Source organism: Delftia sp. HK171, assembly GCF_001886655.1.
Taxonomy (GTDB): Bacteria; Pseudomonadota; Gammaproteobacteria; order Burkholderiales; family Burkholderiaceae_C; genus Comamonas; species Comamonas acidovorans.
The window spans coordinates 3,532,675-3,557,559 of record NZ_CP018101.1; the positions used below are offsets into that span (position 1 = coordinate 3,532,675).

A 24,885-nucleotide genomic window follows, 5' to 3' on the forward strand; every position below is an offset into this window, starting at 1 on the left:
CTCAGGCGATGTGCAGCAGCGGCAGCTGTTCGGTGAAGGCAGGTTCGTCGGCCGCTTCCAGGCAGCGCAGGTCCAGCCACAGCGCGTCGTCATGCAGTCGGCCGATGACGGGGCGCGGCAGGCCGCGCAGGCCTGCTTCAAGCCGGGTGAGCTGGCGGCCGGCCTGGCGACCGTCGGCCGGATGCAGGCGCAGGCCCCAGCTGGGCAGGTTTTCCACGGGCAGGGCGCCGCTGCCGATCTGGCTGTTCATCTCGGCGGTTTCCACCACATAGCGGCTGCCCAGCGCCTGCTGCACCAGCGGCTGCAGCGCCTGCGCGCGGGCCTGCATGTCGGCCTGGGGCCGCGTGAACAGGCGCAGCGTGGTCAGGCGCTCGGCCAGCTTTTCGGGGTGCAGGTACAGGCGCAGCGTGGGCTCCAGCGCGGCCAGGGTGAGCTTGCTCACGCGCAGTGCGCGCTTGAGCGGGTGTTTCTTGATGCGGGCGATCAGGTCCTTGCGGCCCACGATCAAGCCGGCCTGCGGGCCGCCCAGCAGCTTGTCGCCGCTGAAGGTGACGATGTCGGCGCCCGACTCGATGGTCTCGCGCACCGTGACCTCGTAGGGCAGGCCCCATTCGCGCAGATCGACCAGGGTGCCGCTGCCCAGGTCCACCACCATCTGCAGGCCGTGCGCATGGGCAATGGATGCCACCTCCGCGTCGCTCACGGCCTTGGTGAAGCCGGTGATGGCGTAGTTGCTGCAATGCACCTTCATGAGCAGGCCGGTATGTTCGCCGACAGCGCCTTCATAGTCGCGCGCATGGGTGCGGTTGGTGGTGCCCACCTCGACCAGGGTGGCGCCTGCGCGCGTCATCACGTCGGGAATGCGGAAGGCCCCGCCGATCTCCACCAGCTCGCCGCGCGAGACGATGACCTCGCGCCCGGCCGCCAGCGTGGCCAGGGTCAGCAGCACGGCGGCGGCGTTGTTGTTGACGACGGTGCAGGCCTCGGCGCCCGTGAGTTCGCAGACCAGGGATTCGATCAGGTCGTCGCGGTCACCACGGCCGCCGTCTTCCAGGTCGTACTCCAGGTTGGCCGGCGCCGTCATGGCGGCCACCACGGCGTCCACCGCCTCCTGCGGCAGCAGGGCGCGGCCCAGGTTGGTGTGCAGCACCGTGCCCGTGAGGTTGAAGACCGTGCGCAGCCGGGGCGCAAAGCGCCTCGCCAGGCGCAGGCCCGCCGCCTGGACCACCTCGGTGATGCCCGGCGCGCCTGCATCGGGCTCGCCCGACCGCAGCCGCTCCTGCGCATCGGCCCGCATCTGCGCCAGGGATTCGCGCACGGCCTGGGTGCAGGCATCGAGACCGTGGCGCTCGCGCAGCGCGAGCATGTCGGCGCTCAGCAGCACCTTGTCCACGGCAGGCAGGCGCAGCGCGGACGGGGCAGGGGAGGAGGCAGGGGAGGCGGCAGAGGGGGCGGCGGTATCGGTCATGGCGTGCGAAAGGGTCAGGCAGCAGGCGTGGCGGGGTCGATCAGCGCGTCGCCGGCCTCATCCTGCTCCTCGGCAAAGGCCACGTAGAGCAGGGGATTGGCGCTGGCGCGCTGAAAGCGCGTCTCCTCGCCCATCAGCAGGTCCAGCATCAGCGAGGCCAGGTCGTCGGCCAGGGGCTCGGCCATCGGGTCCTTTTCCTGGTTGACCACCTTGCGGTAGCTGCCGCATTCCTCGCAGGTCTCGGCCAGCACGGTATCGCCTGCGCCATCGATGCCCTGGTACTCGACGCCCTTGGTCGACTCGCAGTGCGAGCACTTGACGCGCACCATGTGCCACTCCGTGCAGCAGGTGCCGCAGTGCAGGTAGCGGTGGCCCGCCGCCTTGCCGCCAATGCGCAGCACGCTGGCCACGGGCTCGCTGGCGCAGACGGGGCAGATCGAGGCGGGATCGGTATAGGGCACGTCGCGTGCGCTCAGGCCGCTGGCACGCGTGGCAAACACCACCTGCAGTGCAGCCATCACAAAAGGCGCCATGCCTACGTGGCGGGCCGCCACTTCCTTTTGCAGCAGCCGCTGCGCGATCTCGTCACGCCCGGCCGTGTCCAGCGCGCGCAGCTCCTGCAGCAGCGGCTGCAGCGGCGCAGGCAGGCCATCGGCGCCCGACAGGGCATCGAGCATGCGGTCCAGCACGCCGTGCCAGGCGGCATCGATATGGTCGGCGGCAGGCAGCAGCGGCATCGAATGCTCCTGCGCCCGCGCTATCAGCGCCGCATCGGGCGCGGCCAGCGTCAACTGCCCGGCCGCCTTGGCCTGCGCGTCCACGATCTGTGCCACAAACCGCAGATAGTCGGCAATCGGATTGCCCTCGGCCAGCTGCCGCAGCCGCGCCGCCCGCTCGACGAACAGCCCCGGCAACTGCGGCAGCAGCACGCGCGGAAAACTGGTGTGATCCAGCGACTCGATATCGCCGGGTTGAAGAATGCGTTGCATTGGAATGAATCCCAAAAAAACAGCCGCCCGGATCGCTGGGCGGCTGGGTGCTCAGGCTGATGCCTAGTATGACGCCATGTCTGTGAAAACTGGCGCGGCCCAAGGCGGGGGGCACCGAGGAAGGGCCGCCCCGCACCGAGGGTGCCGTCCCCCTCCCTCGCGCAGCGAGTAGAGAGGGGGAAGCGGCGTAAGCCGCTCAGGGGGTGTCAGTCATTATCCCCGGTCATCTTGCGATACCACCCCCGGTGGTGCTGCTTGGCCCAGGCCCGCGTCACCGTGCCGTACAGCATGGCGCGGATGGTGCCCCGGGTCCAGATGGCCGCGTACACGTGCATGATGATCAGGCCGATCATCCACACGCCCGCAATGGCATGCACCACCGAGGCGGCGCGCACCACGTTGACGGGCAGCGTCCACCAGGCGCGCCACATGAGCGCGCCGGTCACGGTGATCGCCAGCATGCCGATGACCAGGCCCCAGAACAGCAGCTTCTGGCCGCCGTTGTACTTGCCCTGCTCGGGCATGTCGTGGTCGTCGCCGTCGATCATCTTGTTGACGTTCTTGAGCCACTCGATGTCGCGAGGCTCGACCACGTTCAGGCGCCAGAAGCGCAGCGCCATGATGATGAAGAACAGCGCCATCACCACCCCGATGTAGGGGTGCAGGATGCGCGTCCACGGCCCGCCGCCGAACAGCTGCGTGAGCGGGAAGAAGGCCGGGTGGAAGAATGCCAGGCCCGACAGCGCCAGCAGGATGAAGCAGATGCCGACCACCCAGTGGTTGGCACGCTCCGATGCGTTGTAGCGCACCAGGTCACGTGGATTGCGTTTCATCGGCGGGCCTCCTTTTCAGTGGCTTCCTGGTCCTTGCGGTCCATTTCGTCTTCCAGTTCCTTGGACACGTCGTTCGGGCCCTTGGTGATGTAGTGGAACAGGCTGCCGACGGCAGCTGCGCCCAGCGCGGCCATGGCCAGCGGCTTGGCAACGCCCTTCCACAGGGACACCATGGGGCTGATCTTCGGGTCGTCGGGCAGGCCCTTGTACAGCGAAGGCTTGTCCGCGTGATGCAGCACGTACATCACATGGGTGCCGCCCACGCCTTGCGGGTCATAGAGGCCGGCCTCGGCATAGCCGCGCCGCTTGAGGTCGCCGATGCGGTGCTCGGCCTGGTCCTTCATCGCCTCCTTGGTGCCAAACATGATGGCGCCGGTGGGGCAGGTCTTGACACAGGCAGGCTCGCGGCCAACGGCCACGCGGTCCGAGCACAGCGTGCACTTGTAGGCCTTGTGGTCCTTCTTGGAAATGCGCGGAATGTTGAACGGGCAGCCCGTGACGCAGTAGCCGCAGCCCACGCACTGGTCCTGCTGGAAGTCCACGATGCCGTTGCTGTACTGCACGATGGCGCCCGGCGAGGGGCAGGCCTTCAGGCAGCCCGGGTCCTCGCAGTGCATGCAGCCGTCCTTGCGGATCAGCCACTCCAGGTTGCCGGTCGCTTCGTTCTCGTACTCGGTAAAGCGCATGACGGTCCACGACTGATCGGTCAGATCGGTCGGGTTGTCATAGACGCCGGCCGCGCAGGTTCCGATTTCGTCGCGCAGGTCGTTCCACTCCATGCAGGCGGTCTGGCAGGCCTTGCACCCGATGCACTTGGAGACATCGATGAGCTTGGCCACCTCGCCGCTGTGCGTTTCGCGCGCACTGGGAGCGGGCGTCGTCGTGGCCGAGCGACGCTTGATATCGAGAGACATGGTTGATGACATCAGCTGCTCCTTAAACCTTTTCCACCTTCACGAGGAAGGTCTTGGATTCCGGGGTAAGGCTGTTGCCATCGCCCACCGATGCCGTCAGGTTGTTGGCCATGTAGCCCTTGCGGCCCGTCGACGAGAAGCCCCAGTGAATGGGCACGCCCACGTGGTGGATGGTCTTGCCATCGATCTTCATGGGCTTGATGCGCTTGGTCACCACAGCGGCTGCCTTGACGAAGCCGCGCTTGGAGCTGACCTTCACATGCTGGCCGGTCTCGATGCCCAGTTCCTTGGCCAGCGCCTCGCCGATTTCCACGAACTGCTCGGGCTGAACGATGTTGTTCAGCTGAACGTGCTTGGTCCAGTAGTGGAAGTGCTCGGTCAGGCGGTACGTCGTGCCCACGTGCGGGAACTCGCTGGGCGAACCCGCCGAATCCTTGACGGAGTCGAAGATCCGCGTGGCCGGGTTGATGACCGCCAGCTTGTTGTCGGGATACATGGGGTTGTATCCCAGCGGGTTGTCAAAGGCCTCGTAGTGGGTGGGGAACGGTCCCTCGTTCATGCCCTTGCGGGCGAAGAAGCGCGCCACGCCCTCGGGGTTCATGATGAACGGATCGGTGGTCTCCGGCGGCATGGTCGGGCCCATGTCGGGCACGTCGGCACCGCCCCAGGCCTTGCCGTTCCAGCGGATCAGCGTGCGCTTGGGATCGAACGGCTGGCCGTTGCGGTCGCAGGAGGCGCGGTTGTAGAGCACGCGGCGGTTGGCCGGCCAGGCCCAGGCCCAGTTCAGCGTGTTGCCTATGCCCGTGGGGTCGCTGTTGTCGCGCCGGGCCATCTGGTTGCCGGACGAGGTCCAGCAGCCTGCCCAGATCCAGCAGCCGCCCATCGTCGTGCCGTCGTCGCGCATCTCGCCGAAGCCGGCCAGCTGCTCGCCGGCCTTGCGGATGAGCTTGGTCGGGTCCTTGGGGTCGAACAGGTCCACCAGGGCGCGGCCGTTGTACTCCTTGGCGATCTCTTCCGAGGTCGGATGATCGGCATGGGCATAGGGCCACCACAGCTTGGTGATCGGCTCGGGGAACTTGCCCCCGTCCTTCTCATAGGCCTGCTTCAGGCGCAGGTGCAGGGCCGACATGATGGCAATGTCGGTCTTGGCCTCGCCCGGGGGCTCGGCCGCCTTCCAGTGCCACTGCAGCACGCGCGAGGAGCTGACGACGGCGCCGTCTTCCTCGGCAAAGCAGGTCGTGGGCAGGCGGAACACCTCGGTCTGGATCGATGCCGGATCCACGTCGTTGAACTCGCCGTGGTTCTGCCAGAACTCCGATGTCTCGGTGACCAGCGGGTCCATGATCACCAGGAACTTCAGCTTCTTGAGGCCTTCGCGCACATTGTTGCTGTTCGCAAGGGCCGCCAGCGGGTTGAAGCCCTGGGCGATGTAGCCGTTGATCTTGCCCTGTGCCATCAGGTCGAACACCTGCAGCATGTCGTACTGCCTGTCCAGCTTGGGCAGGTAGTTGAAGGCCCAGTTGTTCTCGGCCGTGGCCGCCGGTCCCCACCAGGCCTTCATCAGGCTCACGTGGAACTTGGGCGTGTTCGACCAGTAGTTCATCTGGCCCGGGCGCATGGCCTTGGGCGTGCGCGCGTCGATGTACTTCTGGTAGTCCTGCTCGCCTTCGTTGGGCAGCGTCAGGTAGCCGGGCAGCGAGGCCGACAGGATGCCCAGGTCCGTCAGGCCCTGGATGTTGGAGTGCCCGCGCAGCGCGTTCATGCCGCCGCCGGCCACGCCGATATTGCCCAGCAGCAGCTGGACCATGGCGCCCGTGCGCAGGATCTGCGCGCCCGTGGTGTGCTGTGTCCAGCCCAGTGCGTACAGGATGGTCGCGACGCGGCCCGGCACGGCGGTCGATGCCAGCTTCTCGCACACGTGCAGGAATTTTTCCTTGGGCGTGCCGCAGGCGCTCTCCACCTTCTCGGGTGTGTAGCTGGCGTAGTGGCGCTTGAGCCATTGGTACACGCAGCGCGGATGCTGCAGGCTGGCGTCCACCTTCACGTAGCCGTCGGCGTCGAGCTCATAGTCCCAGCTGGACTTGTCGTATTTGCGTGTCTGCGGGTCGTAGCCCGAGAAGATGCCTTCGTCGAACGCGAACTCCTCCTTCACGATGTACGAGAAGTCGGTGTAGTTCCTCACGTATTCGTGATGGATCTTGTCGTTCGTGAGCAGATAGTTGATCACGCCACCCAGGAACACGATGTCCGAGCCCGACCGGATGGGGGCGTAGAAATCGGCCACGGAGGCGGAGCGGTTGAAGCGCGGATCGACCACCATGAAGTGCGCACCGTTGTGCTCCTTCGCTTCGGTCACCCACTTGAAACCGCAGGGATGTGCTTCAGCGGCATTGCCGCCCATGATCAGGATAACGTCCGCGTTCTTGATGTCGACCCAATGGTTCGTCATCGCTCCACGGCCAAACGTCGGGGCAAGACCTGCCACCGTCGGGCCGTGTCAGACACGTGCTTGGTTATCGAGTGCGAGCAGGCCCCAGGAACGGGCAACCTTGTGTGTGACGTAACCGGCTTCGTTGCTGGAGGCCGAGGCGGCCAGCATGCCGGTGGTCAGCCAGCGGTTCACCGTCTGGCCCTTGTCGTTTTGCTCGACGAAGTTCGCGTCGCGATCGTCCTTGAGCAGCTTGGTGATGCGCGTCAGCGCCTCGTCCCAGGACATGCGCTTCCACTCGTTGGAGCCGGGGGCGCGGTACTCGGGGTACTTCAGGCGGTGCGGGCTGTGGACGAAGTCCAGCAGCGAGGCGCCCTTGGGGCACAGCGTGCCGCGGTTGACGGGGTGGTCCGGATCGCCCTCGACGTGGATCACCGACAGCTTGGCGTTCTTGGCGCCGTCGCTCAGCGAATACATCAGGATGCCGCAGCCTACCGAGCAGTAGGTACAGGTCTGGCGGGTGACCGTGGTGGCGGCCAGCTTGAACTGGCGCACTTCAGCCAGGGCGGCAGTGGGCGAGAAGCCCATCAACGCCAGGCTGGATCCGGCCAGAGTCGAACCAGTCACTTTCATGAACTGGCGTCTGGAGAATTGGACCATGTGGGGTACCTTCTAATAGAAATTGACGCTTGTAAGCAAATTCTACGAGTGCACCCCGGAATCAATCCGGGAAATAACCCTTAATCCTGAGTCGCCCTGTGCGGCATTCGCGCGCAAGCTCCACGCCAGGCCTTGCTGCGCGGGGCTTGCCGGGGCGCCGCCCGGCGGGATCATCAGTTGAAATGATTATCTGGATTCAGGGCTTCGGACATTTTGTTTTATATCAATCCGCCATTCATTGAGTGGATGAATGAGGTCGATGGATCCAGGCTATTGCGCGAATGCGATCCATTTGCACCCATTGAATGCCTGGAAATGGATTTCCGGCCCCCGTCCAGAGGGAGGGGCCGGAGCAGGCTCAGCGTGCCGGCGGGCGCGGATCGTGCGGTGCTTGCTTGAGGTCCATATCATCCGATGCCTGATATTCAGCATGCGCCAAACCTGCCTGGGCAAGTTGGCGGCGCTTTTCCTCATCCTGCACTTGCATGCGCGAGAACATGTCCCAGATCGCCATGAACAGGGCCGCGATCACGGGGCCTATCACAAAACCCGTCAGTCCGAAGAGAGCCATGCCGCCCAGCGTCGAGATCAGCACGATGTAGTCGGGCATCTTCGTGTCCTTGCCCACCAGCAAGGGGCGCAGCACGTTGTCCACCAGTCCGATCACCAGCACGCCGTAGGCGATCAGGATCAGACCCTTGCCCATGGCACCGGTGGCCAGGAAGTAGATGGCCACAGGGGCCCAGATCAGGCCGGCGCCCACGGCGGGCAGCAGCGACAGGAAGGCCATCACCACGCCCCACAGCACGGGCCCCTGGATGCCCAGAATCCAGAAGATCAGCCCGCCCAGCGCGCCCTGGGCGGCCGCCACGGCCAGGTTCCCCTTGACGGTGGCACGGATCACGGTGGTGAACTTGCTCGACAGTTCGGCCTTGTGGTCGGCCTGCAGCGGAATCGCCATGCGGATGCGCTGGGTCAGGTCACGGCCGTCGCGCAGCAGGAAAAACAGCAGGTACAGCATCACGCAAAAGCCCACCAGGAAGCCGAACGTGTTCTGCCCTATGCCCAGCGCCTTGGTGGCGGCCAGCTTGGAGGCCTGCATGGCGATGCTGGACAGCTTGTCCTGCAGCTCGGCCAGCGAACCCAGGTGCAACCGCTCCAGCCAGGGTGTGACCCAGGAGGGCAGGGCGTCCATGATCTGTTGCAGATAGGTGCCTGCATCCAGGTTGCCGCTGTTGACGCGCTCATAGATCAACGAGGCCTCGCGCACCAGGGAGGCGCCGATCAGCGCCAGCGGCAGGATGGCCACGACCAGGCACAGCAGCAGGGTGGACAGGGCGGCGAGATTGGTGCGCCGGGGCATGCGCGCCAGCAGGCGCCGGTGCAGCGGCGAGAACAGGATGGCCAGGGCGACGCCCCAGAAGATGGCCCCCATGAATTCCCAGAGCACGGCACCGAAGCCTATGGTCGCCGCGATCAGCAGCAGCATGAAAGTGCGTTTGTGTAAGGGCAGCAGGTTCATCTGTCGGTCCGTTCGGAAGATGCGCCAATGTACGCGACTGCGGGAACTCCCGGAGGGTCCAGGTAATCGCTTGGTAACTGCCCTGCTGCGATGTTTGAACGGTGGCACAATGGCGGTCGCAACCAGGCCCTTCCCCAGCCACAGTCGCATCCGCCAATCGGTACAGCCGTGTCGCGGAAGGTTCTACAAACCAGCTAATGCCTCCTTCAGGGAGGCGGAGGTCAGCGCAATATGAGCGATCAGACGTCGGTCTACCAAGCCTATCAAGGCAATACTTACCTCTTCGGCGGCAATGCCCCCTACGTCGAAGAAATGTACGAGAACTACCTGGCCAACCCCGGTAGCGTGCCGGATTCCTGGCGCGAGTACTTTGATGCACTGCAACATGTGCCCGCAGTCGACGGCACGGACTCCAAGGACGTCCCGCACCAGCCCGTCATCAACGCTTTCGCCGAGCGCGCCAAGCAAGGCGGCACCAAGGTGGTCGTGGCCTCCGGCGCCGACTCCGAGCTGGGCCGCAAGCGCACCGCCGTCCAGCAGCTGATCGCCGCCTACCGCAATGTCGGCGCACGCTGGGCCGATCTCGATCCCCTCAAGCGCACCGAGCGCCCCGAAATTCCCGAGCTGGAGCCGTCGTTCTACGGCTTCACCGATGCCGACCAGGAAACGGTGTTCAACACGAGCAACACCTTCTTCGGCAAGGAAAGCATGTCGCTGCGCGAGCTGATGAACGCGCTGCGCGAGACCTACTGCGGCACCCTGGGCACCGAGTACATGTATGCCACCGACCAGACGCAAAAGCGCTGGTGGCAGCAAAAGCTGGAAACCAGCCGTACCAAGCCCAGCTTTGACGCCAGCCAGAAAAAGCGCATCCTCGACCGCCTGACGGCTGCCGAAGGCCTGGAACGCTACCTGCACACCAAGTACGTCGGCCAAAAGCGCTTCTCGCTGGAAGGTGGCGAAAGCTTCATCGTCGCCATGGACGAGCTGATCAACGCTGCCGGCCAGAAGGGCGTGCAGGAAGTCGTGATCGGCATGGCCCACCGCGGCCGCCTGAACGTGCTGGTCAACACCCTGGGCAAGATGCCGAAGGACCTGTTCGCCGAGTTCGATCACACCGCTCCCGAAGATCTGCCCTCGGGTGACGTGAAGTACCACCAGGGCTTCAGCTCCGATGTGTCCACCGCTGGCGGCCCTGTCCACCTGTCGCTGGCCTTCAATCCCTCGCACTTGGAAATCGTCAACCCCGTGGTCGAAGGCTCGGTGCGCTCGCGCATGGACCGCCGCGACGACCCGCACGGCAAGCAAGTGCTGCCCGTGCTGGTGCACGGCGATGCCGCCTTTGCCGGCCAGGGCGTGAACCAGGAAACCCTGGCGCTGGCCCAGACCCGTGGCTACACCACGGGCGGCACGGTGCACATCATCATCAACAACCAGATCGGCTTCACCACCTCCGATCCGCGCGATACCCGCTCCACGCTGTACTGCACCGACATCGTCAAGATGATCGAGTCGCCCGTGCTGCACGTGAACGGCGATGATCCGGAAGCCGTGGCACTGGCCGTGCAGCTGGCGCTGGAATTCCGCATGGAATTCTCCAAGGACGTGGTCGTGGACATCGTATGCTTCCGCAAGCTGGGCCACAACGAGCAGGACACGCCTGCCCTGACCCAGCCGCTGATGTACAAGAAGATCGGCGCCCACCCCGGCACCCGCAAGCTGTACGCCGACAAGCTGGCCACGCAAGGCCTGGGCGAATCGCTGGGCGACGATATGGCCAAGGCCTACCGCGCCGCCATGGACGAAGGCCGCCACACCGTGGACCCGGTGCTGACGAACTTCAAGAGCAAGTACGCCGTGGACTGGAGCCCGTTCCTGGGCAAGACCTGGACCGACGCTGGCGACACCGCCATCCCGCTGACCGAATGGAAGCGCCTGGCCGAACGCATCACCACGATCCCCGAGACCGTGACCCCGCACGCGCTGGTCAAGAAGGTCTATGACGACCGCGCAGCCATGGGCCGCGGCGATGTCAACGTGGACTGGGGCATGGGCGAGCACATGGCCTTCGCATCGCTGGTCGCATCGGGCTACCCCGTGCGCCTGTCGGGCGAGGACTGCGGCCGCGGCACCTTCACCCACCGCCACTCGGTCATCCATGACCAAAAGCGTGAAAAGTGGAGCGAAGGCACCTACATCCCGCTGCAGAACGTGGCCGACAGCCAGGCTCCGTTCACCGTCATCGACTCCATCCTGTCCGAAGAGGCCGTGCTGGGCTTCGAGTACGGCTATGCGTCGAACGATCCCAACACCCTGGTGATCTGGGAAGCCCAGTTCGGCGACTTCGCCAACGGCGCCCAGGTGGTGATCGACCAGTTCATCGCCTCCGGTGAAGTCAAGTGGGGTCGCATCAACGGCCTGACGCTGATGCTGCCGCACGGCTATGAAGGCCAGGGCCCCGAGCACAGCTCGGCACGCCTGGAGCGCTTCATGCAGCTGGCCGCCGACGCCAACATGCAGATCGTGCAGCCCACCACGGCCAGCCAGATCTTCCACGTGCTGCGTCGCCAGATGGTGCGCCCGCTGCGCAAGCCGCTGGTCATCATGACTCCCAAGTCGCTGCTGCGTAACAAGGATGCGACCTCGCCGCTGTCCGAATTCACCAGCGGTGGTTTCCAGACCGTGATCCCCGAGCAGGACGAAGCCGTCGTGAAGAACGCGGCCAAGGTCAAGCGCGTGATCGCATGCTCGGGCAAGGTCTACTACGACCTGGTCAAGAAGCGCGCCGAGAAGGAAAGCAAGGACGTCGCCATCATCCGCGTCGAACAGCTGTACCCCTTCCCGCACAAGGCCTTCGCCGCTGAACTCAAGAAGTTCGGCAACGCCACCGAGATCGTCTGGTGCCAGGACGAGCCGCAGAACCAGGGCGCCTGGTTCTTCGTGCAGCACTACATCCACGAGAACATGCTCGATGGCCAGAAGCTGGGCTACTCCGGCCGCGCTGCCTCGGCATCGCCCGCCGTGGGTTACGCACACCTGCACCAGGAGCAGCAAAAGGCCCTGGTGGAAGGCGCGTTCTCCAAGCTCAAGGGTTTTGTCCTGAACAAGTAAGGCAGCCCCCACCCGCTACGTATCAGTACAGAACACTTTTGGAAAGAATCACAAATGGCTATCGTTGAAGTCAAAGTTCCCCAGCTGTCCGAGTCCATCGCTGAGGCCACCATGCTGACCTGGAAGAAGAAGGCCGGCGAAGCGGTTGCAATCGATGAGATCCTCATCGAAATCGAAACCGACAAGGTCGTGCTCGAAGTGCCCGCACCCGCCGCTGGCGTGCTGGCCGAGATCGTGCAAGGTGACGGCGCCACCGTGGTGGCCGAGCAGCTGATCGCCAAGATCGACACCGAAGGCGTGGCCGGCGTGGCCGCTGCCGCTCCTGCCGCAGCCGCCGCTCCCGCTGCCGCAGCGCCTGCTGCTGCTCCCGCCGCTGCTGCTGCCACTGGCGGCAGCAAGGGCGATGTCGCCATGCCCGCCGCTGCCAAGCTGCTGGCCGAGAACAACCTGTCGGCCGCCAACGTGGCTGGCTCCGGCAAGGATGGCCGCGTGACCAAGGGCGACGCCCTGGCCGCCGTCAAGGGCGGCGTGCAGTCCACGGCTGCCGTCATCCCCACCGGCGTGCCCACCAAGGCGCTGCCCCAGGTGTCGGCTCCCGCTGCCAAGGAAGACCTCAGCGGCCGTCCCGAGCAGCGCGTGCCCATGAGCCGCCTGCGTGCCCGCGTGGCCGAGCGCCTGTTGCAGTCGCAGTCCACCAACGCCATCCTGACCACGTTCAACGAAGTGAACATGGCCCCGGTGATGGATCTGCGCAAGAAGTTCCAGGACGCCTTCACCAAGGAACACGGCACCAAGCTGGGCTTCATGTCCTTCTTCGTCAAGGCGGCAGTGCACGCCCTGAAGAAGTACCCCGTGCTCAATGCTTCCGTGGACGGCAACGACATCGTCTACCACGGCTACTTCGACATCGGTATCGCCGTGGGTTCGCCCCGTGGCCTGGTGGTGCCCATCCTGCGCAATGCAGACCAGATGAGCTTCGCCGACATCGAAAAGAAGATTGCTGAATTCGGCAAGAAGGCGGCAGACGGCAAGCTGGGCATTGAAGACATGACCGGCGGCACCTTCTCCATCTCCAACGGTGGCACCTTCGGCTCGATGATGTCCACCCCCATCATCAACCCGCCCCAGTCGGCCATCCTGGGCGTGCACGCCACCAAGGACCGCGCCATGGTCGAGAACGGCCAGGTCGTGGTCCGCCCGATGAACTATCTGGCCATGTCCTATGACCACCGCATCATCGACGGCCGCGAAGCCGTGCTGGGCCTGGTGGCCATGAAGGACGCGCTGGAAGATCCTTCGCGCCTGCTGTTCGACCTGTAATTCCACAGGGTTCGACACGACGAAAACCCACCCTTGGCCGCGTGCCCTGCGGTGGGTTTTTTCATGCATCACAGACAAGAGATTCCTGAAATGAGCAAGCAATTCGACGTCATCGTCATCGGCGCGGGCCCTGGCGGCTACATCGCCGCCATCCGTGCCGCACAACTGGGCTTCAACGTGGCCTGTATCGACGAGTGGAAGAACGCCGCTGGCGGCGCCGCTCCGGGCGGCACCTGCACCAACGTGGGCTGCATTCCCTCCAAGGCCCTGCTGCAGTCGTCCGAGCACTTCGAGCACGCCAATCTGCACTTTGCCGACCATGGCATCTCCACCGGCAAGGTCGAGATGGACGTGGCCAAGATGATCGCCCGCAAGGATGCGGTCGTGAAGCAGAACAACGACGGCATCCTGTACCTGTTCAAGAAGAACAAGGTCACCTTCTTCCACGGCCGTGGCTCGTTCGTCAAGGCGGTCGAGGGCGGCTACGAGATCAAGGTTGCCGGCAAGGAAGAGGAAGTGCTGACGGGCAAGCAGATCGTGGTCGCCACGGGCTCCAGCGCCCGCGCGCTGCCCGGCGTGCCCTTCGATGAAGAGAACATCCTGTCCAACGACGGCGCCCTGCGCCTGGGCAAGGCCCCCAAGAAGCTGGCCCTGATCGGCGCCGGCGTGATCGGCCTGGAAATGGGCTCGGTCTGGCGCCGCCTGGGCACGGAAGTGGTCGTGCTCGAAGGCATGGACAAGTTCCTGTCCGCCGTGGACGAGCAGATCGCCAAGGAAGCCAAGAAGGCGTTCGACAAGCAGGGCCTGAAGATCGAGCTGGGCGTGAAGATCGGCGAAATCAAGAGCGGCAAGAAGGGCGTGTCCATCGCCTACACCAACGCCAAGGGTGAAGCCCAGGCGCTGGAGGCCGACAAGCTGATCATCTCCATCGGCCGCACCGCCAACACGGCCGGCCTCAATGCCGAGGCCGTGGGCCTGGCACTGGACGAGCGCGGCTGCGTCGTGGTCGATGACGACTGCAAGACCAGCCTGCCCGGCGTCTGGGCCGTGGGCGACGTGGTGCGCGGCCCGATGCTGGCGCACAAGGCCGAGGAAGAGGCCGTGGCCGTGGCCGAGCGCATTGCTGGCCAGCATGGCCATGTGAACTTCGGCACCATTCCCTGGGTGATCTACACCAGCCCCGAAATCGCATGGGTGGGCCGCACCGAGCAGCAACTGAAGGAGCAGGGCGTCAAGTACAAGGCTGGCACCTTCCCCTTCCTGGCCAACGGCCGTGCGCGCGCCCTGGGCGATACCACGGGCATGGTCAAGTTCCTGGCCGATGCCGAGACCGACGAAATCCTGGGCGTGCACATGGTCGGCCCGATGGTCTCGGAGCTGATCTCCGAAGCCGTGGTCGCCATGGAGTTCAAGGCATCGAGCGAAGACATCGCCCGCATCTGCCACGCCCACCCCTCGCTGTCCGAGGCCACCAAGGAAGCGGCCCTCGCCGTTGACAAGCGCACTCTGAATTTCTGAGTGCCAGGCTAGCCATCTAGCCCAAGCCAAAGACCTGAAAGCGCTTGCCCTGCAAGCGTTTTCAGCTTCTGAATACATAGCGAATGGTTGATGCTGCATGAGCGTTTCAGTGCGAGAGGCCTACGAGGCCGAACTGGTAGCCAAGGGCTTTCACAGTGATCCTGCGCAGTTGCGCGCCGTCGAGGCGCTGCAGCGCTGTGCCGACGACTGGGCGGTCTACCGCCAGCGCCGCTCCAACGCCTTCAAGAAGCTCATCAACCATCCCGAGATTCCCCGCGGCGTCTACATGTACGGCGGGGTGGGGCGCGGCAAGAGCTTTCTCATGGACTGCTTCTTCAACGCCGTGCCGCTCAGGCGCAAGGTGCGCCTGCATTTCCACGAATTCATGCGCGAGGTCCACCGCGAGCTCGCCGTGCTGCAGGGCACGCAGAACCCGCTGGACGTGCTGGGTGCGCGCATCTCCAAGAAGTACAAGCTGATCTGCTTCGACGAATTCCACGTGGCCGACATCACGGACGCGATGATCCTGCACCGGCTGCTGGTCTCGCTGTTCGCCAACGGCGTGGGCTTTGTCACCACCTCCAACTTCAAGCCCGACGAGCTGTACCCGGGCGGCCTGCACCGCGACCGCATCCTGCCGGCCATCGACCTGCTCAACGAGCGCATGGAAGTCGTCAACGTGGACAACGGCACGGACTACCGCCGCCGCACGCTGGAAAACGCCCGGCTCTATCACACGCCCCTGGGTGCACAGGCCGATGCGGCCATGACCGAAACCTTCGACAAGCTGGCCGAAGTCAAGGACGAAGACCCGGTGCTGCACATCGAGGCGCGCGAGATCCGTGCGCGCCGCCGCGCCGGTGGCGTGGTCTGGTTCGACTTCCGCGAGCTGTGCGGCGGCCCGCGGTCGCAGAACGACTACCTGGAGATCGCGAGCCAGTTCCACACCGTGCTGCTGTCCGACGTGCCCTATATGCCGGTCAACATGGCATCGCCCGCGCGGCGCTTCACCTGGCTGGTGGACGTGTTGTACGACCGCAGGGTCAAGCTGGTCATCTCGGCCGCCGTGCCGCCCGAGCAGCTTTACACTGAGGGCCCGCTGGCCCATGAGTTCCCCCGTACCGTCTCGCGCCTGAACGAGATGCAGTCCAAGGAATTCCTGGCGCTGGAGCGCCGTGTGGTGGACACCAGCCTGACCTGAGGCCGGTCCCGGCCGCTGGCGTCGTTTGCCGGACCTGTACATGCTGAAACTGCCTACCTCTGCTTTCGCCCTTTTGAAGAAACTGCCCGCTCCCCTGGGCGCTGCGCTGGCCTGCCTTGTGCTGGCCGGCCCGGCCATGGCTGCGGAGGCTGGCGCGGATAGCGATGCCGATGCGCGGCAGGAGCGCGCCCAGGCTGCAAAGCAGGTCCAGGCCGAGCGCAAGGCCGCACGCGCCGAGATCGCGGCCCAGCGTGCCGTCATCGACAGGCGGCGCACGGCCCTGGAGTCCGAGTGCTACCAGCGCTTTGCCGTGGAAGACTGCCTCAGGCAGGCGCGCGAAGAGGCCCGTGAGCAGGACAAGCCGCTGCGCGAACGCGAGCTGCAGATCAACGACGAGGAGCGCAAGGAGCGCGCCGCCCAGCGCCTTGAGGATATCGAGGCCAAGAAGGCGCAGAAGGCCGCCTCGTCCATGCAAGCCAAGGAGCGGCCACCGGCCGCCCAGCGCGACACCCAGGCCATCAGGGCCCAGCGTGCCCAGGACGCACAGCAGCGCGCAGCCCAGCAGGCCAGCCACCAGCGTGATCGCCAGGCGCAGATCGAGCAGCGCGAGTCTGCGCAGGAGCAGGAGCGGCGAGCTGCCGCCCGCGCCCAGTTCGAGGCCAAGCAAAAAGAGGCTGCCGAGCGCAAGGCCCGCGCCGCCGATGCCGCCCGTGAACGCGGCCCGCAGGCAGCGCCACTGCCTGCGCCTCCCGCGCCCTGAGTCCGGTGGTCAGGCCGTCACCGGCTCCAGTGCCTCGAGCTTGAGCACCACCAGCGACAGGTTGTCACCCCCGCCCTGGGCGCGCACGCGTGCCTTGTCGATCAGGAATTCCGTGGCCTCGCGCGGCGTGAGCGCGTTGAGCACGGTGCCCAGTTCCTCCGCCGTGTAGTAGTGCCAGACGCCGTCGCTGCAGGCCATGAGCGTGGTGCCCGGGTGCACGTGCTCGATCACGTGGTGGCTCATGGGCGGCTCGGCCTCGGTGCCCAGGCAGCCCAGCAGGATGTTGGACTTGGGGTGCACATGGGCCTCGAATTCAGTGAGTTCTCCCCTGTCCACCAGGGACTGGACGTAGGAGTGGTCCTTGGTGCGGTGGACCATGGTCGCGCCCTGGTAGTGGTAGATGCGCGAATCGCCCGAATGCACCCAGTGGCAGCGGCCCTGGGGCAGCAGCACGAAGGCGGCAATGGTGCTGTGCGGCTCCTGCTCGGCCGAAATGGCCGTCAGCCGGATCACCATGTGCGACTCGTGGACGATGCTCTCCAGCAGCGCCGTGCAGTCTTCCTTGCCCGGCTCGAAGCGCTCGAACAGCTGGCGCGCCGTGAGCATGACCTGGTCGGAGGCCTTGCGCCCGCCACTGCGCCCGCCCATGCCGTCGGCCAGCACGCCCAGCAGGCAGCCGTGTACATAGGGGTGGGCCATGAGCATCACCTGGTCTTGCTGGTATTGCCTGTCACCGCGATGGATGCCTGTGGCGGCTTGGAGTCGGTACGCTGGCTGCATGGTCTCTGGTTTGGTGGGCTCTTGGGGCGGTGGATGGGCACACCAATGTCATGGCGCATATTATCGGAGCACCGTCCCCGGCGCTGGCCCGCCGCACCCCGGCGGTGCTCTCTTTTTCAACAAACGGACCCGCCCTTTGCATTCCCTGACCGCCGCCGTGCAGGCGGCCTTCGCGCCGCAAGGCCTGCTGTCGCGCGCCGAGGCGCTATTCCTGCCGCGTGAGGGGCAGACCCGCATGGCCCTGGCCGTGGCCCAGGCCATAGAGCAGCGCCAGACCCTGGTGGTCGAGGCCGGCACGGGCGTGGGCAAGACCTATGCCTACCTGGTGCCGGCCCTGCTCAGCGGCCAGCGCGTGCTGGTGTCCACGGCCACGCGCGCGCTGCAGGATCAGCTGTATGCCCGCGATCTGCCGCGCCTCGTTGCCGCGTTGGGCATGCCGCTGCGCATGGCGCGCCTCAAGGGCCGCAGCGCCTACCTGTGCATGGAGCGGCTGGAGCGTGTGCGCCAGGGCCGCACGGCGCCGCAGGACCCGCAGGTGCTGCGCAGCGTGGCCCTGGTCGAGCGATGGGCACGCACCACGCGCACGGGCGACCTGGGCGAGTTGCCCGCGCTGGATGAGCGATCGCCCGCGCTGCCCCTGGTCACTTCCACACGCGACAATTGCCTGGGTTCCGACTGCCCGCATTGGCAGGACTGCCATGTCAACGTGGCCCGCCGCGCTGCGCTGGAGGCCGACGTGGTGGTCATCAACCACCACCTGATGTTTGCCGACCTGGATGTGCGCGAGTCGGGCGTGGCCCAGTTGCTGCCCAGCGTGGGCGTGGTCGTGGTGGACGAGGCCCACCAGCTCAACGACACCGGCGTGCAGTTCGCGGGCCAGAGCCTGTCGGGCCAGCAACTGACGGGCTATGCCCGCGATGTGCTGCGCGCCGGCCAGGAACTGGCGCGCGGCATGGCCGACTGGATGCAGCTTTCGGCACGTGTGGAGCAGGCCTTGCGCGAGCTGCGCCTGGCGGCAGGCAAGCCCCCGGTGGGCGGGCGCCTGCCCTGGCAGGGCGTGACGCCGCAGGGGTTGGACGCGCAGCGCTGGCGCACCGCCCTGGTCACACTGGGGCGTAGCCTGCGGGCATTGCTGGAACCGCTGGTGCAACTGCAGGTCAGCGACCCCGAACTGCGCAGGCTGTTCGAGCGCGGCAACGAGCTGCTGCGGCGCCTGGCCACCTTTGCCGCTGCCGCCGTGCAGGACACGGTGCGCTGGCTGGAGCTGGGCAGCCAGCAGATGCGCATGCTGGAGTCTCCGCTGACCATTGCGCACATCATGCGCACGCGGCTGCTGGGGTTGACGCAGGAGCAGGAGGGATCGGAGGACCAGGAGCGAGAGGATGCACAGCCCGAGCCCGAGCCACAAGAACAGGAAGAAGGCGCGCCCGTTCACGAAGCTGCAGGCCTGCCCCGGCAGCCCTCGGGCACCGCGTGGATCTTCACCTCGGCCACGCTGGGTGACGACGAGCGCCTGAGCTGGTTCACCGAGCCCTGCGGCCTGCGCGAGGCCCAGGTGCTGCGCGTGGACAGTCCCTTTGACTATGCGAGGCAGGCAGCGCTCTACGTGCCCCGGCCCTTCGCCCAGGCCGGCAGTGCCACGCACAGCACCGAGGTGGCGCGCCTGGCGCTGGATGCCGCCCAGCGCCTGGGCGGGCGCACGCTGGTGCTGACGACCACGCTGCGGGCGCTGCACGCCATAGGCGATGCGCTGCAGCAGTCGCTGGGGCTGTTTGGTGAACTCGATGTGCTGGTCCAGGGGCAGGCGCCCAAGCTGGCCTTGATCGAGCGCTTTATCGCGGCCGGAGAAGGCAAGGAGGGCACGCAAGGCGCGGGCGCAAGCCCGGGGCGGGGCTGCATTCTCGTGGCCTCGGCCACTTTCTGGGAGGGGGTGGACCTGCCGGGCGATGCGCTGCAGCTGGTGGTCATCGACAAGCTGCCGTTTCCGCCGCCCGACGATCCGCTGGTCGAGGCGCGTTCGCGCAGTCTGGAGTCCGTGGGGCGTCAGGCCTTTGCCGACTACATGCTGCCCGAGGCCGCCATGGCGCTCAAGCAGGGCGCTGGCCGCCTGATCCGGCGTGAGACGGATCGCGGCGTGCTCGTGGTCTGTGATTCCCGGTTGGCCACCATGGGTTACGGGCGGCGGCTGCGTGCCGCGCTGCCGCCCATGCGGACTCTGGTGGACGAGGCGGCCTTTGTTCAGGCCCTGCAGGCGCTGGCGCAGCCTGCGCCGCAGATCACCACAGCTTCCACCACGACTTCTGCTTTGCCGTGAGGTCCTGGTCGGACTCCTGGCCGTAGGAGGCGGTCAGCACGCGTTGCGCGTCGTCGCGCAACTGCGTCATGCCCAGGGCGTCGTATGAATTCACCAGGATCTGCATGGCCTCGCGCACGGCGGGCACGCCCTGGTAGTCCTTGACGGCCGTCTGCGCGCGCGCGATGGCGGCCACGTAGGCGCCGCGTCCGTAGTAGTAGCGGGCCACATGCACTTCGTACTGCGCCAGAGAGTTGACGATGTACTGCATGCGCAGCCGCGAATCCTCGGCGTAGCGCGACTCGGGAAAGCGCGTCACAAGTTCGCGGAAGGACTCGAACGAGTCCTTGGCGGCCTTCTGGTCACGCTCGGACAGATCCTGGCGTGACAGCCAGGAGAACATGCCCAGGTTGTCATTGAAGTTGACCAGGCCCTTCAGGTAGAGGGCGTAGTCGGTGGCGGGGCTGGCCGGATGCAGCTTCAGGAAGCGGTCCAGCGTGGCGGTGGCCTGGATCTTGTCGCCGCTCTTGTACTGGGCATAGGCCTTGTCGAGCTGGGCCTGCTGGGCCAGGGGCGTGCCGGCGGCACGGCCTTCGAGCTTCTCGAACAGCGGAACGGCCTTGTCGAACGCGCCGGAGGCGGCTTCGTCGCGGGCCTCGGTATAGATGCGGTCCGGGGTCCACTTGGCAGTAGGGTCTTGCTGCGTACTGGAGCAGGCTGTCAGAACGCCTGCGACCAGCATGGCGGGAACGATGGACAGGGGAATACGCTGCATGGTGGACGTTTCTCGGGCAATCGAAGGGCAGTGAGAGGGTTGGCGGGCAGGGACGCGGGCCGCGCTGAGGGGCCGCACAAAGCCTGATTTTCCCGCAACCGGGCCGAAGCATTGTAACGGCCTGCGATGACCGCCCCGCAGGCGGGGGCGGCGGCAAAGGCATGGCCGTGAACGGGTCCCGGCCTTGCGGAGCTTTCTACAATGGCGCCCATATGTTTGTCCATTTGCGCCTGCACACCGAATTCTCCGTCGTGGACGGAACCAACCGCATCAATGCCATCGTCAAGGCCGCCGCCGAGGATGGGCAGGTCGCACTGGCCGTCACAGACTTCAACAACCTGTTTGGCGGCGTCAAGTTCTACCGCGAAGGGCGGGCCAAGGGCGTCAAGCCCGTGCTGGGCGCGGAAATCCAGATCGAAGGCGAGAACGGCGCCGCCGTCTCGCGCATCATCGTGCTGGTGCAAAGCCCGCTGGGCTACCACAACCTGTCCGAACTGCTGGCCCGTGGCTGGACCCGCAACGTGGTCAAGGGCCAGGCCGTGCACACCTGGGCCTGGCTGCAGGAGCTGGGCGAGGGGCTGATCGTGCTGGCCGGTGCCCAGGCCGGCCCCGTGGGCCAGGCGCTGATGCGCGGCGACGAGGCCGGCGCAGCCGCCGTGGCCCAGCGGCTGGCAGGCATGTTCCCGCACCGCTTCTTCATCGAACTGCAGCGCGCCGGCCGCCAGGACGATGAGGCGCACGTGCTGGCTGCCGTGCAACTGGCCGAGCGGCTGAACCTGCCCGTGGTGGCCACGCACCCCATCCAGTTCTTCGGCCCCGACGACTACGAGTCCCACGAAGCGCGCGTGTGCATCGCCGAGGGTGAGATCCTGGCCAACCCGAAGCGCGTGCGCCGCTTCACGCGCGACCAGCATTTCAAGACCGCCGCGCAGATGCAGGCGCTGTTCGCCGACATTCCCAGCGCCATTGCCAACACCGTGGAAATCGCGCGCCGCTGCAGCCTGACCCTGGTGCTGGGCAAGCCGCAGCTGCCCAATTTCCCCGTGCCTGACGGCATGACCATGGACGAGTTCTTCCGCAGCGAATCCTTCAACGGCCTGGAAGACCGCCTGACCCATCTGTATCCCGATCCCGCCAAGCGCGAGGCGCAGCGCCCGCGCTACGTGGAACGGCTGGAATTCGAGATCGGCACCATCCTCAAGATGGGCTTTCCGGGCTACTTCCTCATCGTGGGCGACTTCATCAAGTGGGCCAAGCTCAACGGCTGCCCCGTGGGGCCGGGCCGCGGATCGGGCGCGGGCTCGCTGGTGGCCTACGTGCTCAAGATCACGGACCTGGACCCGCTGGAATACAACCTGCTGTTCGAGCGCTTCCTGAACCCCGAGCGCGTGTCCATGCCCGACTTCGACGTGGACTTCTGCCAGGCCAACCGCGACCGCGTCATCGACTATGTGAAGCAGCTCTACGGCCGCGACGCCGTCAGCCAGATCGCCACCTTCGGCACCATGGCCGCGCGCGCGGCCATCCGCGACGTGGGCCGCGTGCTGGACATGAGCTACACCTTCTGCGACGGCATCTCCAAGCTCATTCCCAACAAGCCGGGCCTGCACGTCACGCTCAAATACCCGCCCAATCCGAAGAAGGAGGGCGACAAGTACACCTACGCCATCGAGGCCGAGCCCATGCTGGCCGAGCGCATCGAAAAAGAAGAAGACGTCAAGACCCTGATCGAAATGGCCCAGAAGCTCGAAGGCATGACTCGCAACATCGGCATGCACGCGGGCGGCGTGGTGATCGCTCCGGGCAAGCTCGCCGACTTCTGCCCGCTGTACCAGCAGCCGGGCAGCGACTCGGCCGTGGCCATGTACGACAAGGACGATGTGGAGGCCGTGGGCCTGGTGAAGTTCGACTTTCTGGGCCTGGCCACGCTGACCATCCTGGAGATCGCGCGCGAGTTCATCATCAAGCGCCACAAGGGCCAGGAGAACTTCGCCTTCGAGAACATCCCGCTGGACGATGCGCGCACTTACCACCTGTTCTCCGAGGGCAAGACCGAAGCCGTGTTCCAGTTTGAATCGCGCGGCATGCAGGGCATGCTGCGCGACGCCAAGCCCAGCCGCCTGGAAGACCTGATCGCACTGAACGCGCTGTACCGCCCGGGCCCCATGGACCTGATCCCCAGCTTCGTCGCGCGCAAGCACGGCAAGGAAGTGGTGGAGTACCCGCACCCGCTGGTCGAGCAGGTGCTGGCCGAGACCTACGGCATCATGGTCTACCAGGAGCAGGTGATGCAGACCGCCCAGGTGCTGGGCGGCTATTCGCTGGGCGGCGCCGACCTCTTGCGCCGAGCCATGGGCAAGAAGAAGGTCGAGGAAATGGTCATGCACCGCGGGATATTCCGCGAGGGCGCGGCCAAGCAGGGCATCAGCGAGGACAAGGCCGACGAGGTCTTCGACCTGATGGAGAAGTTCGCAGGCTACGGCTTCAACAAGTCGCACGCCGCCGCCTACTCGCTGCTGGCCTACCACACGGCCTGGCTCAAGGTGCACTACACGGCCGAGTTCTACTGCGGGAACATGACCGTGGAAATGGACAACACCGACAAGCTCAAGGTGTTGTACGAGGACGCGCTCAAGATGGGCATTAGCTTCGAGCCGCCGGATGTCAACCGCGGCATGTACCGTTTCGAGCCCGTCACCGACAAGGTCATCCGCTACGGCCTGGGCGCCATCAAGGGCACGGGCCAGCAGGCCATCGAGGCCATCGTTGCGGCGCGTGAAGGCCGCGGCGTGGGGCCGCGCGGCGCCGACAAGGGACCTTTCAAGAGCCTGGCCGACTTCTGCGTGCGCGTGGACCGCACGCGCCTGAACAAGCGCACGCTGGAAGCCCTGATCAAGGGCGGCGCCTTCGACGCCATCGAGCTCAACCGGGCGTCGCTGGTGGCCTCCATCGACCATGCCTTCGAGTTCGGCAACAAGACGCTGGCCAACGCCAACCAGGGCGGCCTGTTCGACATGATGGGCGATGACGCCGTGGGCTCCAGCACCCAGGAGCCGCCGCTGGTCGAGGCACTGCCCTGGGGCGTGAAGGAGCGGCTGACCCAGGAAAAGACGGCGGTGGGCTTCTACCTCTCGGGCCACCTGTTCGACGAGGTCGAGAAAGAGGTGCGCCGCTTCGTGCGCACGCCCCTGGCCGAGCTGCGCGACAGCCGCGAGCCCCAGACGCTGGCCGGCATCATCAGCGACTTCCGCGCCATCAACGGCCAGCGAGGGCGGCTGGGCCTGTTCAAGATTGACGATGGCTCGGGCGTGATCGAGGCCTCGGTGGACGAGAACACGCTCAACACCTACCGCGAACTGCTCAAGGACGATGAATTCGTCGTCATCACCGGGCGCCTGCAGCTCGACCATTTCAGCGGCGGCCTGCGCATGAAGGCCCAGCAGCTGTGGAATCTGGCAGACGCGCGCTGCCGCTTTGCGCGCTACCTGCAGGTCAGCGTGGGCGAGAAGATGCCTGACGTGCTTGGCCTGCTGCGCCAGTTCCCCGCCGTGGTGGAGCAGGGCGAGCACGGCGAGCTGCAGCGCGGCATGAAAGTGCGCCTGGGGCTGGTCTGCGAGGACGAGCGCGGCTCGGCCAGCTGTGAGCTGGCGTTGGGCGATGCAAGCCGCTTCTATCCCAGCGATGCGGCCCTGGCGGCCTGGTACGCCCAGGCCGGCAGTGCCCAGGTCAAGGTGGTCTACGAATAACCCGCAAGGTGGCGCAGCGCCCGATGGCGGCGAGCAGGCACTGCTTTGGTGCGTGCTTGCCGGCCCGGGCGGGCACCGCGCTTGAATTCTTCAGGCATGCCTCGCATATCCCTTCCGGAAAACAGTGGCTCCGATGGCTAGAATGATTTTCATGGCAACCCAACCCCCTTCGATCCCTCCTGCCATCCCTACAGTGCGGCCCGTGTCCGACGATGACGGCGCCGTGGTGCTGGAGCGGCGACGCCAGCGCGTCCAGCCGCCGCAGATGTACCAGGTCGTGATGCTCAACGATGACTTCACGCCCATGGAATTCGTCATCATCGTCCTGCAGGAACTCTTCGGTAAGGACCGCGAAACGGCCACCCAGATCATGCTCAAGATCCATCTGGATGGCCGCGGCGTCTGCGGCGTGTACTCGCGCGACGTGGCGGCCACCAAGGTCGAACAGGTGCTGCAGGCGGCCCAGAAGGCAGGCCATCCGTTGCAGGCGATGTTCGAGCCTGTTGAATAAACCCGGGCCGCCCTGATTTATGGTTGCAGTCAATAATCCCCAGCAAGCGAAAAGGA

Annotated in this window: 16 protein-coding genes; 8 read left to right on the forward strand and 8 right to left on the reverse strand. The window is 65.9% G+C overall.

The features are described 5' to 3' along the window. Position 1: 1 nt before the first annotated feature. From selA to BO996_RS15995, 6 genes are all read right to left on the reverse strand, one after another. Complete coding sequence (selA, locus tag BO996_RS15965; protein WP_071955582.1) at positions 2 to 1,468, reverse strand: L-seryl-tRNA(Sec) selenium transferase; 1,467 nt, start codon at positions 1,466 to 1,468, stop codon at positions 2 to 4. A 14-nt stretch (positions 1,469 to 1,482) separates the two neighbouring features. After that, positions 1,483 to 2,457 carry a formate dehydrogenase accessory protein FdhE gene (gene fdhE / locus BO996_RS15970; protein ID WP_065345705.1) on the reverse strand — a complete coding sequence of 325 codons (975 nt, stop codon included), beginning with the start codon at positions 2,455 to 2,457 and terminating at the stop codon, positions 1,483 to 1,485. Between the two features lie 206 nt (positions 2,458 to 2,663). Beyond that, positions 2,664 to 3,290 carry a formate dehydrogenase subunit gamma gene (locus BO996_RS15975; protein ID WP_012205324.1) on the reverse strand — a complete coding sequence of 209 codons (627 nt, stop codon included), beginning with the start codon at positions 3,288 to 3,290 and terminating at the stop codon, positions 2,664 to 2,666. Next, on the reverse strand, positions 3,287 to 4,216 hold the full coding sequence (gene fdxH / locus BO996_RS15980) for a formate dehydrogenase subunit beta (RefSeq protein WP_063326298.1): 930 nt from the start codon (positions 4,214 to 4,216) through the stop codon (positions 3,287 to 3,289). The genes BO996_RS15975 and fdxH overlap by 4 nt, the downstream gene beginning before the upstream one ends. Before the next feature lie 10 nt (positions 4,217 to 4,226). Continuing rightward, positions 4,227 to 7,292: a formate dehydrogenase-N subunit alpha gene (gene fdnG, locus BO996_RS15985; protein ID WP_080518199.1), complete on the reverse strand. Its 3,066-nt coding sequence runs from the start codon at positions 7,290 to 7,292 to the stop codon at positions 4,227 to 4,229. A 358-nt stretch (positions 7,293 to 7,650) separates the two neighbouring features. Then, positions 7,651 to 8,814 carry an AI-2E family transporter gene (locus BO996_RS15995; protein WP_071955586.1) on the reverse strand — a complete coding sequence of 388 codons (1,164 nt, stop codon included), beginning with the start codon at positions 8,812 to 8,814 and terminating at the stop codon, positions 7,651 to 7,653. 231 nt (positions 8,815 to 9,045) lie between these two features. Here BO996_RS15995 and BO996_RS16000 point away from each other — a divergent pair, with 231 nt between their 5' ends. From BO996_RS16000 to BO996_RS16020, 5 genes are all read left to right on the forward strand, one after another. Next, entirely contained in the window at positions 9,046 to 11,925 is a 2,880-nt protein-coding gene (locus tag BO996_RS16000; RefSeq protein WP_013802660.1) for a 2-oxoglutarate dehydrogenase E1 component, read from the forward strand. Between the two features lie 54 nt (positions 11,926 to 11,979). Beyond that, positions 11,980 to 13,245: a 2-oxoglutarate dehydrogenase complex dihydrolipoyllysine-residue succinyltransferase gene (gene odhB / locus BO996_RS16005; protein ID WP_013802659.1), complete on the forward strand. Its 1,266-nt coding sequence runs from the start codon at positions 11,980 to 11,982 to the stop codon at positions 13,243 to 13,245. A 90-nt stretch (positions 13,246 to 13,335) separates the two neighbouring features. Continuing rightward, the gene (lpdA, locus tag BO996_RS16010; RefSeq protein WP_013802658.1) at positions 13,336 to 14,763 is read left to right on the forward strand and encodes a dihydrolipoyl dehydrogenase; all 1,428 of its coding nucleotides are present in this window, start codon (positions 13,336 to 13,338) and stop codon (positions 14,761 to 14,763) included. A gap of 97 nt (positions 14,764 to 14,860) precedes the next feature. Beyond that, a complete protein-coding gene (gene zapE / locus BO996_RS16015) occupies positions 14,861 to 15,964 on the forward strand; it encodes a cell division protein ZapE (protein WP_013802657.1) in 1,104 nt (367 codons plus the stop codon). A gap of 40 nt (positions 15,965 to 16,004) precedes the next feature. Further along, positions 16,005 to 16,724: a hypothetical protein gene (locus tag BO996_RS16020; RefSeq protein WP_071957128.1), complete on the forward strand. Its 720-nt coding sequence runs from the start codon at positions 16,005 to 16,007 to the stop codon at positions 16,722 to 16,724. Positions 16,725 to 16,733: 9 nt separating this feature from the next. Here the strand turns inward: BO996_RS16020 and BO996_RS16025 are convergent, their stop codons facing one another. Continuing rightward, positions 16,734 to 17,504, reverse strand: coding sequence for a PP2C family protein-serine/threonine phosphatase (locus BO996_RS16025; RefSeq protein ID WP_012205334.1), 771 nt, complete (start codon positions 17,502 to 17,504; stop codon positions 16,734 to 16,736). Positions 17,505 to 17,640: 136 nt separating this feature from the next. On the opposite strand from BO996_RS16025, the gene BO996_RS16030 reads away from it, so the two are divergent. Beyond that, positions 17,641 to 19,818 (forward strand): ATP-dependent DNA helicase, encoded by a 2,178-nt coding sequence (locus BO996_RS16030; protein WP_071955587.1) that lies wholly within the window; start codon positions 17,641 to 17,643, stop codon positions 19,816 to 19,818. On the opposite strand, the gene BO996_RS16035 is transcribed toward BO996_RS16030, so the two are convergent. After that, complete coding sequence (locus tag BO996_RS16035) at positions 19,781 to 20,572, reverse strand: outer membrane protein assembly factor BamD (RefSeq protein ID WP_012205336.1); 792 nt, start codon at positions 20,570 to 20,572, stop codon at positions 19,781 to 19,783. The genes BO996_RS16030 and BO996_RS16035 overlap by 38 nt on opposite strands. Before the next feature lie 212 nt (positions 20,573 to 20,784). Here BO996_RS16035 and dnaE point away from each other — a divergent pair, with 212 nt between their 5' ends. Further along, positions 20,785 to 24,318, forward strand: coding sequence for a DNA polymerase III subunit alpha (dnaE, locus tag BO996_RS16040; protein ID WP_063326293.1), 3,534 nt, complete (start codon positions 20,785 to 20,787; stop codon positions 24,316 to 24,318). A gap of 133 nt (positions 24,319 to 24,451) precedes the next feature. After that, complete coding sequence (gene clpS, locus BO996_RS16045; RefSeq protein WP_012205338.1) at positions 24,452 to 24,829, forward strand: ATP-dependent Clp protease adapter ClpS; 378 nt, start codon at positions 24,452 to 24,454, stop codon at positions 24,827 to 24,829. Positions 24,830 to 24,885 lie beyond the last annotated feature (56 nt).

Bases quoted from the DNA above. Each gene is read 5' to 3' on its own strand.
- selA (WP_071955582.1), bottom strand. From the start codon at position 1,468: ATGACCGATACCGCCGCCCCCTCTGCCGCCTCCCCTGCCTCCTCCCCT.
- BO996_RS16020 (WP_071957128.1), top strand. From the start codon at position 16,005: ATGCTGAAACTGCCTACCTCTGCTTTCGCCCTTTTGAAGAAACTGCCC.
- odhB (WP_013802659.1), top strand. From the start codon at position 11,980: ATGGCTATCGTTGAAGTCAAAGTTCCCCAGCTGTCCGAGTCCATCGCT.
- fdhE (WP_065345705.1), bottom strand. From the start codon at position 2,457: ATGCAACGCATTCTTCAACCCGGCGATATCGAGTCGCTGGATCACACC.
- BO996_RS15995 (WP_071955586.1), bottom strand. From the start codon at position 8,814: ATGAACCTGCTGCCCTTACACAAACGCACTTTCATGCTGCTGCTGATC.
- BO996_RS16035 (WP_012205336.1), bottom strand. From the start codon at position 20,572: ATGCAGCGTATTCCCCTGTCCATCGTTCCCGCCATGCTGGTCGCAGGC.
- clpS (WP_012205338.1), top strand. From the start codon at position 24,452: ATGGCTAGAATGATTTTCATGGCAACCCAACCCCCTTCGATCCCTCCT.
- BO996_RS16000 (WP_013802660.1), top strand. From the start codon at position 9,046: ATGAGCGATCAGACGTCGGTCTACCAAGCCTATCAAGGCAATACTTAC.
- fdxH (WP_063326298.1), bottom strand. From the start codon at position 4,216: ATGTCATCAACCATGTCTCTCGATATCAAGCGTCGCTCGGCCACGACG.
- lpdA (WP_013802658.1), top strand. From the start codon at position 13,336: ATGAGCAAGCAATTCGACGTCATCGTCATCGGCGCGGGCCCTGGCGGC.
- BO996_RS15975 (WP_012205324.1), bottom strand. From the start codon at position 3,290: ATGAAACGCAATCCACGTGACCTGGTGCGCTACAACGCATCGGAGCGT.
- BO996_RS16025 (WP_012205334.1), bottom strand. From the start codon at position 17,504: ATGCAGCCAGCGTACCGACTCCAAGCCGCCACAGGCATCCATCGCGGT.
- zapE (WP_013802657.1), top strand. From the start codon at position 14,861: ATGAGCGTTTCAGTGCGAGAGGCCTACGAGGCCGAACTGGTAGCCAAG.
- dnaE (WP_063326293.1), top strand. From the start codon at position 20,785: ATGTTTGTCCATTTGCGCCTGCACACCGAATTCTCCGTCGTGGACGGA.